The following is a 16,187-nucleotide window of genomic DNA, read 5'->3' on the forward strand; positions in this document are numbered from 1 at the left end:
GACCTTAGCGTGCATAGCGCCACCTTACTCCCTTGAAGCCTTCCAGTCGGCGCATCAGGGTGTCGAGTCCCAGGCCGATCAATCCGATGATGATCATGGCCGCCACCACCAGGTCGTAGCGGTTGCCGGCGTTGCGCGCGTCCATGATCAGGTAGCCCAGGCCGGAGCGCCGCACGATCATCTCGGCCGCCACGACCACCAGCCAGGCCACGCCCAGGCCGATGCGCATGCCGATCAGGATCTCGGGCAGCACCGCCGGCACGATCACCTGGCGGAACAGCTTGGCGCGCGAGACGCCGAAGTTCTCGGCCGCGCGCAGGTAGCGCCCTTCGATGGCGTGCACGCCGGCGGCGGTCTGCACGATCATCGGGAACACCGAGGCGAGAAAAATCAGGAACACCGGCGCCAGGTCGCCCACCCCGAACCACAGGATCGCGATCGGGATCCAGGCAATCGGCGAGATCGGGCGCAGGATCTGGAACACCGGGTTGAGCGTGCGGTAGGCGGCGTCCACCCGTCCCATCCACAGGCCCAGCGGCAGCGCGAACATCAGGGCGATCATGAAGCCCGTGGCCACGCGCGCCAGCGACGCCCAGATGTGCTCCCACAGCGTGCCGTCGCGCGCCAGTTCCAGCGTGCCGGCAAGCACCTGCAGCGGCGACGGGAAGATCACGCTGCCGCTGCGCGCGACCACGAGCCACCACAACGCCACGATGGCGGCCAGCACCAGCAGCGGGGGCCAGATCCGGTTCAGTCTATCCATGGGTCTTGTCGTTCATGAAGGAGTCGAGGCGCCAGCGCAGGCGCGCCAGCCCGGCGGCGGGCGCCTCGACGACCAGCACCGTCATCTTGCCGCTGGCGTGGGCGGTGCAGTCGAAGGGATGCTCGCCGGCCTGGGCGAACGGCAGGCGGAAGTCCTGGCCAGGCATGATCAATACCGGCCCGAACATCTGCGGCACCGTGTCGCTGTTGCGCAGCAGGAGCACGTCGCGCACGCCCAGGGTGAGCGTGATCTGCTCCGGAAGGATGGACGTCTTGTCGCCCTGCATGCGGCGCTCCCAGGTGCCCTTCGGGATCTCGAACAGCTGGTCGCGCGACGCGGCCTGCAAGGGCGCAAAGGCTGCCCAGGCAAGGGGCGCGGCCAGCAGGGCAAGCACGAAGGCGGTGGCGACGCGTTGCTTCATTCCGCCGCCAGCACGTTCACATCGTGCACGATCTCGTCCGCCGGACGCCCGAACGGCATCAGGGCGCGCAGCATGCCCTTCTTGTCGATGAAGTAGAGGTAGGACGAGTGGCCCATCTGGTAACCCGCCTTGCCCTCGCCCGCCGGGTGGCGGGTGGCGGTGATCCCGTACTCCTTGCGGATCGCCGCCATCTGCTCGAGCGTGCCGGTGATGCCGATGAAGCTCTTGTCGAACTGCGCCAGGTAGCTCTTCAGGCGCGCCGGCGTGTCGCGCTCGGGGTCCACCGAGACGAACACCACCTGCAGGCGGTCGGCATGGGCCCCGAGCTTCTGGCGCGCCGCCGCCAGCGCGGCCAGCGAGGCCGGGCACACGGCCGGGCAATGGGTGAAGCCGAATTCCAGCACCACCACCCTGCCGCGCAGCGAGGACAGGCGGAACTCGCTTGCATCGACCGCTTTCTGCGCGATCTCGGGCGCCATGCGGGCCGGCGAGAACACGCCGGACTTCAAGACCGGCGCCGCCTGCGCCGCGACGGCGGAGAACAGCAAGACTGCCGCAGCGAAGCGGCGCATCACAGCGCCACCTTCACGGGCCGGATATTCTTCACGAAGCTGTCGTCCACATACTGTTCGTACGCCACCGGACGCTTGAGCGTGCCCGCCTGAACCGACAGCTTCATCAGCTCGTCGAACTCGGGCCGCAGCATGCGCAGGTCGCCATAGGTCACGCGGTCCTGGGGATTCTCCATGACGAACTTGATGATGTTCGGGTCCTGGTTGAAGAACTTGCGGTTGCCGGCAATGTGCGCGGCCTTGTTGCGGTTCAGGGGACTGGCGTCGAGCCAGTTGCCGGCCGCCTGCACGTAGTTGACCAGTTCCTGCACCAGGGGACGCTGGGTCTGGATCAGTTCTTCGCGCACGGTCAGCACGCAGCAGATGTAGTTGCGCCATTCGTTGCGCGTCATCGACAGCGGCCGCGCATAGCCGGCGCGCTGGGCCGCGGCGCCGAAGGGCTCGCCGGTGCAGTAGCCGTCGATGGCCCGGGCGTACAGAGCGGCCGGCATGTCGGGCGGCGCCATCTCGATGACTTCGATGTCCTTGGGCGACATGCCTTCGCGCGCCAGCATCTTGCGCAGGAAAAGATAGTCGACCGCGAAGCGGCTGGGAATGGCGATGCTCTTTCCCCGCAGGTCGGCGAACTTACGGAAGGGCGAATCGGTGCGCACCATGATGACCGCGCCCGAGCGGTGGCCGAGCGAGACGATCTTCAGCGGGATGCGCCAGTCGGTCAGGTCCATCACCAGCGGCGCGAGCATGTAGGCGGCCTGGATCCGGCCCGTCATCAGGGATTCCTTGATCTCGGGCCAGCCGGAGAACTTGTTGTACTCGAAGGCGGTAAACGGCGCGTCCGGCTTGCCGTCGGCCGCCGCCTTGGCCTTGCAGGCGATCGGCAAGGTCAGGTTGCAGGTGACGGGCAGGCCGCCCACCTGCAGCGGCGCACGCGCCGGCGCGGCGACGGCCGCGCCCATGCCGGCCAGCGGCAGGCTCAGTGCGCCCTTGACCAACTGGCGCCGACGCGCGGAATGCTCAAGCATGGAAACGCTTCCAAAATCGTGATGCGCGCAATTCTAGCACTGGACACCCACCCGTCAGCTGTCGAGGTGGGAAATCAGGAGCCGGCGCGGGTCCTGCTCGCCCTCCCCCCCTGCTTCGCCCTGGGTGCCGAGCGAGATCCCGACCGACATGATGTCGATCAGCAGCAGCTGCAGGATGCGCGAGATCATCGACAGGAAGGTGGTGCTGTCTTCGCTGTGGTCGACCGCCAGGCAGACGCTGGCTTTTTTCGCCAGCGCCGACTTGCTGCTGGTGATGGCGATGACGTCCGCCCCCCCTGCGCGCGCGATGTCCACCGCTTCGAGCAGTTCGGGCAGCTGGCCGGCGGTGGAGATCGCGATCACCACGTCGCCCGGTCCCAAGAGGCCCGCGGCCAGCGTGAACAGGTGCGAGTCGCCGTAGAGCGCCGCCGGGATGCGGAAGCGGAAGAACTTGTGCTGGCCGTCCAGCGCCACGGCGCGCGCATTGCCCATCGCGTAGAACTCGACGCGGCGCGCGCGGCGCAGCAGTTCGATGGCGCGGTCGATCCCGTGCACGTCGAGCTGGTCGCGGAATTTCAGGATCGCCGACACGGTGTTGTCGATCACCTTGGCCGACAGGTCGTGCGTGGAGTCGCTCATGCGCACCTGGCTGTGGCGCACGGGGATGGTGCCGGTCAGGCTGCCCGCGAACTTGAGCTTGAACTCGGCCAGGCCCTGGAAGCCGAGCGAGCGGCAGAAGCGGATCACGGTCGGCTGGCTCACGTCGGCCAGGCGCGCGATCTCGGCGATCGGCTCGCCCAGCACCTTGCGCGGGTGTTCCAGCACGAGGGCGGCGACGCGCTGCTCGGCCGGCGAGAGTTCGTGGCGCAGCTGCTGCACGCGGTCCATCAGCGTGTTGGCGCCGCTGCGCCCGCGCAGGTGCTCGGACAGGATCGTCGACACCCCATGCAGCGCCGGGTTCGGCGTCATGATGATATAGGTCGGGATCTGCGCGATGTAGTCGGTAAAGCGCCCCTTGGCCTCGAAGCGGGCGCGGAAGGGCGAGGTGGCGAACCACTCGGCGATGCGCGGCACGATACCGCCGCCGATGAAGATGCCGCCAAAGGCGCCCAGCGTTACCGCCAGGTTGGCCGCCGCCCCGCCCAGCATGCCGGCGAAGGTTTCCAGGGTTTCCAGGCACAGCGGATCGCGCGCGTCGAGTGCGCTGCTGACGATGTCGGCGGTGCTGCGCTGTGGCGCCTGGACGCCGTTGCGCCTGGCCAGCGCGCGGTACATCAGTTCGATGCCGGGGCCGGAGATCAGGCGCTCGTTCGAGACGTGCTGCCATTCCTGCCAGGCGTATTGCAGGATGGCGAATTCGCGCTCGTCGCTGGGCGCGAAATTGACGTGGCCGCCCTCGCTGCCGAGGGTGACGAAGCCGTCGATGGTCGGGATCACGCCCGAGACGCCCAGGCCGGTGCCCGGTCCGAGCACGCCGGCCACCGCATGGCTTTGCGGCGCGCCGCCGCCGACCTGCATCAGGTCTTGCGGCTTGAAGCCCGGCAGCGCCATGGCCAGCGCGGTGAAGTCGTTCACGATCAAGAGGGTCGCCAGCCCGAGCGTGCGGCGCACTTCGTCGGTCGAGAACTGCCAGTCGCGGTTGGTCATGCGGATGGTGTCGCCGCTGATCGGATTGGCCAGCGCAAAAGCCGCGTGGTTGATGCGCACGCCCCCGAGCTGGGCCAGGTAGCCATGCAGCAGCGGCACGATGCCCGTGTACTCGTCGCAGCGCAGCACCGCTACCTGGCGCAGCACGCCGGGCGCGGTCTCCAGGCCGAAGCGCGCATGCGTGGCGCCGATGTCCGCGAGCAGGCGCGGGCCGTCGGCAAACGCGGCGCGGGAGGGTTTCTGTTCGGTGTCGGGTTCAACAGTCATTGCGATCCAGTTCAAGCGGGACGCCTGTCCCGGATCGCGCTAGGATACCATTGATCGATTGACAAAAATACCGCCCCGCTGCGCCAATTCCAAGCACTTGAAGCCGCAGCTGACTCGTAGGATGGGCAATTCGTAGTCCAGGCTACTGGCCTGAACTGCCTTGCCCACGCCTCCGCCTCACCGTGCTGCTGCCCGTGCGGTTATTGCGGACAAGGACGCTTACGGATTCCCGGCCTGCTCCGGCTCCTCCGGATGGCCACGCTCGCCCTGCCCCGTGCCCGGCTTGCGCAGAGGAATCCGAATGGTGAATTCGCTGCCCTTGCCCGGCCCTTCGCTGCGCACCTCGACCGTGCCCTGGTGCAGGGCCACGATTTCCTTGACCACCGCCAGTCCGATGCCCAGCCCCGCGCCGCGGTCGGCGCGCCCGGCTGCGGCCTGGGTGAACACCTCGAAGATCTTCGGCAGCAGGTCGGGCTCGATGCCCTTGCCGCTGTCCTTGATGTAGCAGACGAAATGGGTCTGGTCGACGGTTGCCGTGACCCAGATGTCGCCGCCCTCCGGGGTAAACTTGACCGCGTTGTTGAGCAGGTTGACGATCACCTGCTGCATGCGGCGGGTATCGACTTCGACCTCGATCGGAACCGGCGGCAGGCTGCGGTGGATGGCCACGCCCTTGAGCTGCGCAGCGGTTCCACAGCTGTCCAGGGCGTCATGCAGCATGGCCTGGTAGCCCACCCATTCGTAGGTGATGCTCATCTTGCCCGCCTTGACGCGCGTGACGTCCACCAGGTCTTCGACCAGACGCTCGAGCATGCCGAGCTGGCGCTCCATCACCTGCAGCGGCCGCGCCGCCGGCGAGGGGCTGGGGGCCTGCATCTGCATCAGCTGCACCGCGGTCTTGAGCGGCGCCAGCGGATTGCGCATCTCGTGCGCGATCGTGCCGAAGAATACCTCGCGTTCGGCGTCGCGTTCGCTATGGCCCTTCAGTTCATTCTCGAGATAGCGCGTGCGTACGCGCAGGTGGGTGGCGTCGCGGAAGATCTTGACGAAACCGGTGACCGCCTCGCCCTCGCGGTGCAGCGGCAGGCTCACGCCGCTCGACCAGAACCAGGAACCATCCTGGCGCATGTGCCAGCGCTCGTCCTCGCCAACGCCGACCAGGGCCGCTGTGCTGGCTTCGTGCTGGTCGAGCTTGCGCTCGCGGTCGTCGGGGATGAAGAGCATGGCCGTGGGCTGGCCCAGCACATCGGATGCGTTCCAGCCGGTGATGAACTGCGCACCCGAGTTCCAGCCGGTGATGCGCAGGTCCGCATCGTAGAACACGACCCCGAACTGGCGCGTGGTTTCCAGTAGCAGGCGGCACAAGGCCTGCGCGTCTTCTTGTTTCCAGTGCAGCGCTGCGGTGTCGGTCATATTGGCGTGTGCCCACCGCGCTGGTCGATGCAGGCGCGCCGGGACAGTAGTGTGGACGATGTCGAAATGACATTCTACCGTCACCGGAGGCGCGCACGGCAGGATCGCGCGCTCTTTGGCAGCCTTAGTCCAGCGCGATCAGCGCCACCGGCGAAGGGGTCGCGAACTGCACCTTGCCGCCGCTGACCACGGCCGATTTGCCCGTGTACCAGTCGCGCACGGTCTGGCCGTCGTTGAACACGCCCGCCACCGAGATCGGCAGGGTTTTGTCCGCAGGCAGGTCGAGGGCGACCACCACGCGGTCGCTCGCGCCATCCTTCTCCCAGCTGCGCTTGAAGGTATAGGGGCTGGCAGCCAGCATCTGGTGGGCGCCGGCGCCGACGGCCGGATGGGCCGCGCGGAAGCGCCCCAGGCGCGCCCAATGGTCGCGCACCTCGGCCACGCGGTTGGCGCCGCGCCGGGTGTTGGCCGCCAGTTCGTCCCAGTTCATGAACGAGCGCAGGGTCGCGTCGCCTTCCGCGCCCTCGACCTTCAAGAGGCGCGCGGTCTCGTCGCCGTAATAGATCTGGGCCGCACCCGGCGCGAGCAGCAGCTTGTTGGCCGACTCGAAGGGGCGCTGGCGCAGCGGGTCGAAGGGACTGCCGTCGTCGTGCGAGCTGATGTAGTTCATTACCGAATAGCCCTTCATCGGGCCGTGCAGCTGGTTCGAATAATCCGAGAACAGCTTTTCATAGCCCTGCGCGGCATCGGTCTTCATGGCGAAGTTGATCATGCTGTCGAAACCGTTGGCCAGGTAGTCGACCTTTACGCCGCCGCCCAGGTCGAAGCTGCGCCCGTGGCTGATTGCGTAGTTGTAGACTTCCGAGGTCATGAAGAACGGCAGGTTGCCGACGCGCTTGGCCGGGTTGGCGCGCTTCCATTCTTCATAGGCCAGGCTGGCCTCGGTCTTGAGTTCCTTCCACACGCCGGGCTCGGTGTGCTTGACGGTGTCGGCGCGGAAGCCGTCGACGCCGTACTTGCGCACCCAGTCGGCATGCCACTTGACCAGGTAGAAGCGCGGCGCGCGCGGATAGCCGGTGCGCTTGAAGAAGGCGTCCAGCTCCTTGACTTCGCGCTCGTAGCGCCCTTCCTTCTTCCACTTTGCCACCAGGGCCGGAGGCAGCGCGACGTTGTCGTTGCTGTTGGTGAGGATGTCCGGCAGGTTGTCCACCAGGGTGCAATCGATGGTGGTCGGCGCGTCCTTGTAGGTGCATTTCGGCCCGGTGCGCACCCAGTCCGCAGGCCACACCGGGTCGGCCTTGGTGACCGGGCCGGTGTGGTTCATCACCACGTCGAGGATCACGCGGATGCCGTTGGCGTGCGCGGTGTCGACAAAGGTGCGGAAGTCCTTTTCGCTGCCCAGGTTGGCGTCCACCGCTGTGAAGTCTTTCGCCCAGTAGCCGTGGAAACCATAAGTCTTGCCGGTGCCTTCGTCGGTCGGGGCGTGGATCTGCTCGACGGGCGGCGTGAGCCAGATGGCGTTCACGCCCAGGTCCTTGAAATAGCCTTCCCTGATCTTGGCCGTGATGCCGGCCAGGTCGCCGCCCATGAAGCCGCGCAGCTTGGCGGCATCGATCTTGCGCCCGTAGGCCAGGTCGTTCGCCTTGTCGCCGTTGTTGAAGCGGTCCGTCAGCAGGAAATAGACGGTCGCGTTCTCCCAGACGAAGGGCTTGCCCGCGGGCTGGGCGGGTGCGCCATGGGCACTGGCGCTGAACGCGAGCAGGATGGCGGCGGCAAGGACGGGAAGTTTCATGCGGGTTCCTGTGGTGGGGTGGATGGATCAGGTGATCACGGTCGGGCTGTCCCTGCCGGTGCGCGCGCGCAGGCCGGAGACGCGCTCGGCGATGGCGGCCAGGTCCTGCAGGGCGGCCTGGGGTTCGATGTCGTGGCGCGCCGGGTCGGCTTCGTAGCGTTCCAGGTAGAGGCGCACGGTGGCGCCTTCGGTGCCGGTGCCGGACAGGCGGAAGACGATGCGCGAGCCGTCGACCATGGCGATGCGGATGCCCTGGCGCGTGGCCACCGAATGGTCGACCGGGTCGGCGTAGACGAAATCGTCGGCCAGGGCCACGCGGTAGTGGCCGAAGCTTTGCCCCGCCAGTTCGGGAAGCTGTTCGCGCAGCGCGGCCATCATGGCGTCGGCGGCGGTCGCATCGACCGCTTCGTAGTCGTGGCGCGAATAGTAGTTGCGGCCGAAGCGCGCCCAGTGTTCGCGCACCAGCTGCCCGACCGACGTGCCGCGCACGGCCAGCAGGTTCAGCCAGAACAGCACGGCCCACAGGCCGTCCTTCTCGCGGATATGGTGCGAGCCCGTGCCATAGCTCTCTTCGCCGCACAGGGTCACCAGGTTGGCGTCCATCAGGTTGCCGAAATACTTCCAGCCGGTCGGCGTCTCGAAGCAGGAGATGCCCAGGGCCTCGGCCACGCGGTCGGCTGCCTGGGACGTCGGCATCGAGCGCGCGATGCCCTTGATGCCGCCCGCGTAGCCCGGCGCCACGGTGGCGTTGGCGGCGATGATGGCCAGGCTGTCCGAGGGCGTGACGGCGATGCCGCGGCCGACGATCATGTTGCGGTCGCCGTCGCCGTCGGACGCCGCGCCGAAGTCCGGCGCGCCGGGTCCTTCCATGTGGGCGATGAGTTCCGCGGCGTTGACCGGATTGGGGTCCGGATGGCCGCCGCCGAAGTCTTCGAGCGGCTCGCCATTGACCACCGTGCCCACGGGAGCGCCGAGCATGCCCTCGAGGATGGTCTTCGCATAGGGTCCGGAGACCGCATGCATGGCGTCGAAGCGCATCCGGAAACCGCCTGCGAACAGGGCGGAAATGGCCTTGAAGTCGAACAGGCGCGCCATCAGCTCCGCGTAGTCCGCCACCGGGTCGATGACCTCGACCACCATGTCCTCGATGCGGGTCTTCCCCAGCTGGTCGAGGTCGACAGGACCGGCGTCGCTGATGCGGTAGGACGTGAGCGCCTGGGTGGCGGCGAACATCGCCTCGGTGACTTTTTCCGGGGCCGGTCCGCCGTTGTCGATGTTGTACTTGATGCCGAAGTCGCCGTCCGGGCCGCCCGGGTTGTGGCTGGCCGAGAGCACGATGCCGCCGAACGCGGCATGCTTGCGGATCACGCAGCTCACCGCCGGGGTGGAGAGGATGCCGCCGCGCCCGACCAGCACGCGCGCCACGCCGTGGGCGGCGGCCATGCGCAGGATGGTCTGGATCGCGTCGCGGTTGAAATAGCGGCCGTCGCCGCCGACGACGATGGTGCGCCCTTCCCCTTCACCCAGGGTGAGGAAGATCGCTTCGACAAAATTCTCGAGATAGCCCGGCTGCTGGAACTCCGTTACCTTCTTGCGCAGGCCCGAGGTGCCGGGCCGCTGCCCGGCGAAGGGCGTGGTCGGGATGGTCTGGATGGTCATGCTTCGCTCCTGTCGTTATAAGGTCTTGCAACAGCGCGGCGGGACGCGGGCGATGTTGGCAAAACGTTACGATACGACAGGCGCGAAATCACTGGCGCGCGCGGCTTAGACGGCCGCCTTGACCGGACCGGCACGGTCGGTGACGAACAGGGTCAGCACGGCCGCGATCAGCATGCAGGCGCCGCCCAGCACCAGGGTCTGCACCGTGTGGCCATCGAAGAAGTGCTTGGTCACGCCACCCAGCAGCAGGCCGCTGCAGATCTGCGGGATCACGACGAAGAAGTTAAACAGGCCCATGAAATACCCCATGCGCTTGGCCGGCAGCGCGCCCGCCAGGATCGCGTAGGGCATGGTCAGGATCGAGGCCCAGGCCAGGCCGACGCCGATCATCGGCAGCATCAGCATCTGCTTGTCGGTGATGAAATAGATGCTGGCCAGGCTCAGGCCACCGATGGCCAGGCAGGTCGCGTGCACGGTCTTGCGGCTGGTAGCCCGCGCAAACACCGGCAGGATGAAGGCGGCCAGCGCCGACACGCCGCTGTAGACCGCGAACATGATGCCGACCCAGCTACCGGCCGACTGGAAGGCGGACGATTGGGCATCGGTGGTGCCGAAGACGTTGTCGGCGATCGCCGAACCGGTATAGATCCACATCGCGAACAGTGCGATCCAGGTGAAGAACTGCACAAAGGCCAGCTGCACCATCGTTTTCGGCATCTTGGTGAAGCCGCCGACGATTTCGCTCAAGGCCACGCCAAAGCTGCGGGCGTGCTTGCGCTCGGCGTTGAAGGCCTCGAGGTCGGCAGGCGGCTGCTCGCTCGCAGTGAGCACGGTCCAGAGCACGGCCAGGAAGAAAATGGCGCCGCCGGCGTAGAAGGAATAGCGCACGGTGTCGGGAATCATGCCGCCCACCGCTTCGTTGGACACGCCCATCGATTCGAAGAAGGCCGGCAGCAGCGAGGCAATCACCGCACCGCAGCCGATGAAGAAGGTCTGCATCGCGTAGCCGGCGGTCTGTTGCGAGACATCGAGCTTGTCGCCGACAAAGGCGCGGAAGGGCTCCATCGACACGTTGATGGCGGCGTCCATCAGCCACAGCACGGCCACGGCCATCCACAGCACCGAGGAATTGGGCATCAGGAACAGGGCAATCGCGGCCAGCACGGCGCCAACGAAGAAGAACGGACGGCGGCGGCCCCACTTCGGGTGCCAGGTGTTGTCGCTCAGGTAGCCGATGATGGGCTGCACCAGCAGGCCCGTGACGGGCGCGGCCAGCCAGTACAGGGCCAGATTGTCGGGGTCGGCGCCGAGCGTCGAGAAGATGCGGCTGGTATTGGCGTTCTGCAGCGCGAAGCCGAACTGGATGCCGAAGAAGCCGAAGCTCATGTTCCAGAGCTGCCAGAACGACAGGCGCGGCTTGATCGAGCCAGTGTGCATATCCATTGTGTGTCCCCAATCTGGCCCGAAAGATGCCGGGCTCTCGTGTGATGTCGGCAGGCTGAAGAGGTACAGCCTACTCAAAGCTGTAGCAAAATAACATGGGGATTTATGGGTGTCAATCGAAGAGCTCTCATAGTAGAATCGCCACAACACCGAGGGCAAAATAGCCCATTTCTGTAGTCAAACAACAGAACAATCATACGAGGAGACCTGCATGTCCCTGCTTCGCCACCCCGCCTCTGCCCTTGTGCTTGCCGCCCTGTTCTGCCTGCCCGCCGCTGCCGCCGACAAGACCGAAGCGCCGAAAGCCTCGACCGCCCTGCCCGGCGTGAGCCTGCTCGGCGAGCTGGAGATGACGGGCCTGGCCCGCAAGCGCCAGGTGCGGCTCTACCTGCCGCCCGGCTATGCCACCTCCACCAAGCGCTATCCGGTAATGTACATGCACGACGGCCAGAACCTGTTCGACAACGCCACCGCCTATGCGGGCGAGTGGAAAGTGGACGAGACCCTGGACGCGCTGGCGAAGGAAGGCAAGCTCGAACTGATCGTGGTGGGCATCGACAACGGCGGCGAGAAGCGCATGACGGAACTGAATGCCTGGAACAACGAACGCTTCGGCCCCGCGGAAGGCCGCGAGTACACGGACTTCATCGTCAAGACCCTGAAACCCCTGGTCGACCGGCGCTACCGCACCTTGAGCGGCCGCGCGCACACGGCCATCATGGGCAGCTCGATGGGCGGCCTGGCCTCGCATTACGCGCTGGCCCGGTATCCGCAGGTGTTCGGCAAGGCCGGCGTGTTCTCGCCGGCTTACTGGACGGCGCAGCCTTCGTTCGGCTTCGTGGCGAGCCAACCGGTGCCGAAGGACGCGCGGGTGTTCATGCTGATGGGCGGGAAGGAAGGCCCGGAGATGGTGGCGGACGTCAAGCGCATGGCCGAGGTGGTGCAGAGAAGCGGGCATCCGGCGGCCAACACGGTCCTGAAGATCGTGCCTGAAGGCGAGCACAACGAGGCGTTCTGGGCGGGGGAATTGCGCGAGGCGCTGTTGTGGATGTTCGCGCCGGCGGACGCCAAGGTCGCGAGCAGCCACTGACATGAACGTTGTAGCCCGCGAAGCGGGCCACGACTTACTGGCGAACGCGAACGTCTACCCGCACCGCGGGTTCGCGCTCCATCTCGCCAGGGTAATGGGGATAGGCGCTGGAATAGTTGCGCGACTCGTCGCGTGACCGGTGGCGCGAGGTCTTGCACTCGCGCTTCTCCTTATATTCGCCGTCCTTCTTGCGTTCGCGCTCGACCTTGCAGTTGCCGTCCCAGTACTCTTTCTTGTATTCGCGACCGTCATCGTGACGCGCCTGGCGACGCGAACCCTTGCACTCGCGTTCTTCCTTGTATTCGCCGTCTTTCTTGGCTTCGCGCTTGACCTTGCAGTCGCCGTCCCAATACTCCTGCTTGTATTCGCGGTGACCCTGTCGTCCATCGTTCCACAAATCGGCTGCGGCGACGCCCGGAAAGCCCAGGACGGCCAAGGACAGGCAAAGCGGTGCGAGTTTGTTCATGCTGATCTCCCGAGTATGGCACCATGCTAAACCAGCCGTCGAGACGCATCCCGGCCATTCTGTTAGCAAGTGTTACTCGAAGAAGGATCCGGCGCCAGGCGCCGGATCCCCACGACAATCAGCCTTTGCGGTGCGGCTTCTTCGTCCCCGCTTTGGTAAACGACTTCTTCTTCTCGGACGGCTTGGCCGGCTCCTCGCCGTCGCGCGTCATGTTCAGCTGCTGACCGGCCACCCATACCGTCTTGAGATGGCTCACCAGGTCCGGGGGCATGTCGTCCGGCAGGTCGAGTGTGCTGAAGTCGTCGTAGATCTCGATGCGGCCGATGTACTTGGACGGGATGTTGCCCTCGTTGGCGATGGCGCCGACGATGTTGCCCGGCTTGACGCCGTGCTGGTGGCCGACTTCGATGCGGAAGGTCGCCATGCCCGGCTCCGATTCGCGCACGACGCGCTCCTTCTTGAAGCCCGGGCTGAAGCCGGCGGCGTCGCGCGATTCGCGCGGCTGGAATTCACGCTGTTCGCGCACCGGACGCGCCGGACGCTCTTCCCAGCTGGCTTCCGCGCGCGGTTCGCGATCCGGACGCTCGATCAGCAGCGGCACGTCGCCGCGGCCCAGCTTGGCCAGCGCGGCGGCGATGTCCACCGCCGGCACGTTCTGCTCGCGCTCGTATTCCTCGATCAGGGAGCGGAACTGCTCCAGGCCGCCGGCGGCCAGCACTTCGGTGATCTGGTCCTTGAACTTGGCGATGCGCACGTCGTTCACGGCCTTTACGGTCGGCAGCGTCAGCTGCGACACCGGCTGGCGGGTGGCGCGCTCGATGGCTTTCAACAGGCTGCGCTCGCGCGGGGTAATGAACAGGATCGCGTCGCCGCTACGGCCCGCGCGGCCGGTGCGGCCGATGCGGTGGGTATAGCTTTCCGGGTCCGAAGGCACGTCGTAGTTGATCACGTGGCTGATGCGCTCGACGTCGAGGCCGCGCGCGGCGACGTCGGTCGCCACCAGGATGTCGATCTTGCCGTTCTTGAGCTGCTCGATGGTGCGTTCGCGCGCCTGCTGGGCCATGTCGCCGTTGATGGCGACGGCCGCAAAGCCGCGCGCCTGCAGCTTGGTGGCCAGTTCTTCGGTACCGAGCTTGGTGCGGGCGAAGATGATCATGCCGTCGAACGGCTCGGCTTCCAGGATGCGGGTCAGCGCCTCGAGCTTCTGCATGCCCGACACCAGCCAGTAGCGCTGGGTGATGTTCTCGGCGGTGCCGGTCTTGGCGGCGACGGTGACTTCCTGCGGGTCGCGCAGGTAGGTCTTGGCGATGCGCTTGATCGCCGGCGGCATGGTGGCCGAGAACAGCGTGGTCTGGCGCCCGGCCGGGGTCTTTTGCAGGATCTGCTCGACGTCGTCGATGAAGCCCATGCGCAGCATTTCGTCGGCTTCGTCCAGCACCAGGGTCTTCAGCTTGCTCAAATCGAGCGAGCCTTTTTCGAGGTGGTCGATCACGCGGCCCGGGGTACCGACGACGACGTGCACGCCGCGGCGCAGCGCCTGCAGCTGCGGACCGTAGCTCTGGCCGCCGTAGATCGGCAGCACGTGGAAGCCCTTGATGTGGTTGGCGTAGCTCTGGAAGGCTTCGGCCACCTGGATCGCCAGCTCGCGCGTCGGCGCCAGCACCAGTGCCTGCGGCGTCATCTGCTTGATGTCGATGTTCGACAGGATCGGCAGCGCGAAGGCCGCGGTCTTGCCGGTGCCGGTCTGGGCCTGCCCGAGCACGTCACGGTTGGCCAGCAGCAGCGGGATGGTTGCGGCCTGGATCGGCGACGGCGTTTCGTAGCCGACGTCTTTCAGCGCCTTGAGGACGGGCGCGGAGAGATCGAGGTCGGAAAACGACGGGAGGACGGTGTCTGACATAGAAAACTTTCAAAAACGGAACTAAACCGCCAGTTTACTCTCTTGGAGCAAGGGGGCGGGCACAATTTGGAACGGATGGGGTGGGCAGGCGGTGCACTCGGCGACCGCGTGGGCAGGAACTCCGCCCAAGCTACGAACAACGGCCCCATGGGCTATTCGCACATGGGGCCGCGAATGATACAGGTTTACGCTACATCTTTTTGGCCGGGCACATCTTTGCGATGTAGTCGTTGTGCGTCGGCATCACCTTGACGCACTGGGCGATCACGCTGCGCACGCTTTCCAGGTAGTCGGCAATGTCGGCCTCGGACTGGGTGTCGGCCAGCGGGTGGTAGCCGTCGATCGGCATGTTCTGCCCTTCCAGCACCTGGATCCAGCCCACTTCCGAGAACAGCTCGTTGTCGACCCGGACCACGCGGCCGTGCGAGCGGTACATGTCCATCTTGCGCTGCAGGGTCTCGGGAATGGCCATGTTGGCGCATTCGCGCCAGTAGGCCGAATCGGTACGCTGGTTCAGCTTGTAGTGCAGCACGATGAAGTCGCGGATGCGCTCGTACTCGAAGCGCGACTGGCGGTTGAATTCATCGCGGTCCACGCTGCTCCAGCGGCGGTCCGGGAAGAAGTCGATCAGGCGCTGGATCGTCGACTGGATCAGATGGATGCTGGTCGACTCGATCGGCTCCAGGAAGCCGCCCGCCAGGCCGACGGCGACCACGTTGCGGTTCCAGGCCTGCTTGCGCATCCCGGTCTGGAACTTGATCAGGCGCGGCTCGGCCAGGGCCTTGCCGTCCAGGTTCGCCAGCAGGGTCGATGCCGCTTCGTCGTCGCTGATGAAGCGGCTGCAGTAGACGTGGCCGTTGCCGGTGCGGTGCTGCAGCGGGATGCGCCACTGCCAGCCCGACTGGTGGGCCGTGGCGCGGGTATAGGGCGTCATGGCGGCCACCGACTCGCAGGGCACCGCCAGCGCACGGTCGGCCGGCAGCCAGCCGCTCCAGTCTTCGTAGCCGGTCTGCAGGGTCTGCTCGATCAGCAGGCCGCGGAAGCCCGAGCAGTCGATGAACAGCTCCCCTTCCACCCGCTGGCCGCTTTCCAGCACCACCGCGTCGACGTGGCCATCGTGCTCGCCGCCCTGGCGCTGGGTGGCGCCCGTGATTTTTCCTTCGACGCGGATCACGCCGCGGCTCTCGGCCAGCTTGCGCAGGTAGCGCGCATACAGGCTGGCGTCGAAGTGGTAGGCGTAGGCGATGTCGCGCAGCGGCGAATTGGGCACGTCGTGCCGGGCCGGCATGAATTTGTTGGACTTGGCGGCCATGCGCGAGATCGAGTATTCCTCGAGCGGCGCGGCCTTGCCCAGGCGGCGCATCTTCTGCCAGTACTGGTCGAACGGCACGGTGGCCAGGTCCTGGCCCAGGCGCCCGAAGCCGTGCATGTAGCGCTCGCCGAGCTTGCCCCAGTTGACGAACTCCACCCCGAGCTTGAAGCTGCCCTGGGTCTCGCGCATGAATTCGTGCTCGTCGATGCCCAGCACGCGGTTGAAGCGCTGGATCATCGGGATGGTCGCTTCGCCGACGCCGACGATGCCGATCTCGTCGGATTCGACCAGGCGGATGGTGTAGCGGCCGTTGAGCATGGTCGACAGCGCGGCGGCCGTCATCCAGCCGGCGGTGCCGCCGCCGACGATGACGATGTCTTTGAGGGGTTCAGTGTTCATGTTCTCTGCCAGTGAAACGAA

Annotated in this window: 13 protein-coding genes; 1 reads left to right on the plus strand and 12 read right to left on the minus strand. The window is 66.3% G+C overall.

Features of this window, described 5'->3' with window-relative positions; all coding sequences use genetic code 11:
* Positions 1-4 precede the first annotated feature (4 nt).
* The 9 genes from AC3XQU_RS00785 to AC3XQU_RS00825 all read right to left on the minus strand — a co-directional run bounded on the left by AC3XQU_RS00785 (position 5) and on the right by AC3XQU_RS00825 (position 10,999).
* The gene (locus AC3XQU_RS00785) at positions 5-763 is read right to left on the minus strand and encodes an ABC transporter permease (RefSeq protein ID WP_489872220.1); all 759 of its coding nucleotides are present in this window, start codon (positions 761-763) and stop codon (positions 5-7) included.
* Positions 756-1,184 (minus strand): cupredoxin domain-containing protein, encoded by a 429-nt coding sequence (locus AC3XQU_RS00790; RefSeq protein ID WP_489872221.1) that lies wholly within the window; start codon positions 1,182-1,184, stop codon positions 756-758. The genes AC3XQU_RS00785 and AC3XQU_RS00790 overlap by 8 nt, the downstream gene beginning before the upstream one ends.
* Positions 1,181-1,756, minus strand: coding sequence for an SCO family protein (locus tag AC3XQU_RS00795; protein WP_489872222.1), 576 nt, complete (start codon positions 1,754-1,756; stop codon positions 1,181-1,183). The genes AC3XQU_RS00790 and AC3XQU_RS00795 overlap by 4 nt, the downstream gene beginning before the upstream one ends.
* On the minus strand, positions 1,756-2,778 hold the full coding sequence (locus AC3XQU_RS00800; RefSeq protein ID WP_489872223.1) for an ABC transporter substrate-binding protein: 1,023 nt from the start codon (positions 2,776-2,778) through the stop codon (positions 1,756-1,758). The genes AC3XQU_RS00795 and AC3XQU_RS00800 overlap by 1 nt, the downstream gene beginning before the upstream one ends.
* Before the next feature lie 54 nt (positions 2,779-2,832).
* Positions 2,833-4,692, minus strand: a complete 1,860-nt coding sequence (locus AC3XQU_RS00805) for a glucokinase (protein WP_489872224.1) — start codon at positions 4,690-4,692, stop codon at positions 2,833-2,835.
* A 219-nt stretch (positions 4,693-4,911) separates the two neighbouring features.
* Entirely contained in the window at positions 4,912-6,105 is a 1,194-nt protein-coding gene (locus AC3XQU_RS00810; protein WP_489872225.1) for a PAS domain-containing sensor histidine kinase, read from the minus strand.
* A 124-nt stretch (positions 6,106-6,229) separates the two neighbouring features.
* Complete coding sequence (locus AC3XQU_RS00815) at positions 6,230-7,897, minus strand: alpha-amylase family glycosyl hydrolase (protein WP_489872226.1); 1,668 nt, start codon at positions 7,895-7,897, stop codon at positions 6,230-6,232.
* Between the two features lie 27 nt (positions 7,898-7,924).
* On the minus strand, positions 7,925-9,556 hold the full coding sequence (locus AC3XQU_RS00820) for an alpha-D-glucose phosphate-specific phosphoglucomutase (RefSeq protein ID WP_489872227.1): 1,632 nt from the start codon (positions 9,554-9,556) through the stop codon (positions 7,925-7,927).
* Positions 9,557-9,661: 105 nt separating this feature from the next.
* Positions 9,662-10,999, minus strand: a complete 1,338-nt coding sequence (locus AC3XQU_RS00825; RefSeq protein WP_489872228.1) for an MFS transporter — start codon at positions 10,997-10,999, stop codon at positions 9,662-9,664.
* Between the two features lie 211 nt (positions 11,000-11,210).
* Between AC3XQU_RS00825 and AC3XQU_RS00830 the strand changes: the two genes are divergently transcribed.
* Complete coding sequence (locus tag AC3XQU_RS00830) at positions 11,211-12,089, plus strand: alpha/beta hydrolase (RefSeq protein ID WP_489872229.1); 879 nt, start codon at positions 11,211-11,213, stop codon at positions 12,087-12,089.
* Positions 12,090-12,123: 34 nt separating this feature from the next.
* Here the strand turns inward: AC3XQU_RS00830 and AC3XQU_RS00835 are convergent, their stop codons facing one another.
* The 3 genes from AC3XQU_RS00835 to AC3XQU_RS00845 all read right to left on the minus strand — a co-directional run bounded on the left by AC3XQU_RS00835 (position 12,124) and on the right by AC3XQU_RS00845 (position 16,166).
* Complete coding sequence (locus tag AC3XQU_RS00835; RefSeq protein ID WP_489872230.1) at positions 12,124-12,555, minus strand: hypothetical protein; 432 nt, start codon at positions 12,553-12,555, stop codon at positions 12,124-12,126.
* 118 nt (positions 12,556-12,673) lie between these two features.
* Positions 12,674-14,455 carry a DEAD/DEAH box helicase gene (locus AC3XQU_RS00840; protein WP_489872231.1) on the minus strand — a complete coding sequence of 594 codons (1,782 nt, stop codon included), beginning with the start codon at positions 14,453-14,455 and terminating at the stop codon, positions 12,674-12,676.
* A 190-nt stretch (positions 14,456-14,645) separates the two neighbouring features.
* On the minus strand, positions 14,646-16,166 hold the full coding sequence (locus AC3XQU_RS00845) for a tryptophan halogenase family protein (RefSeq protein ID WP_489872232.1): 1,521 nt from the start codon (positions 16,164-16,166) through the stop codon (positions 14,646-14,648).
* Positions 16,167-16,187: the final 21 nt, after the last annotated feature.

It is taken from the genome of Telluria sp. AZSoR62 (assembly GCF_058111565.1).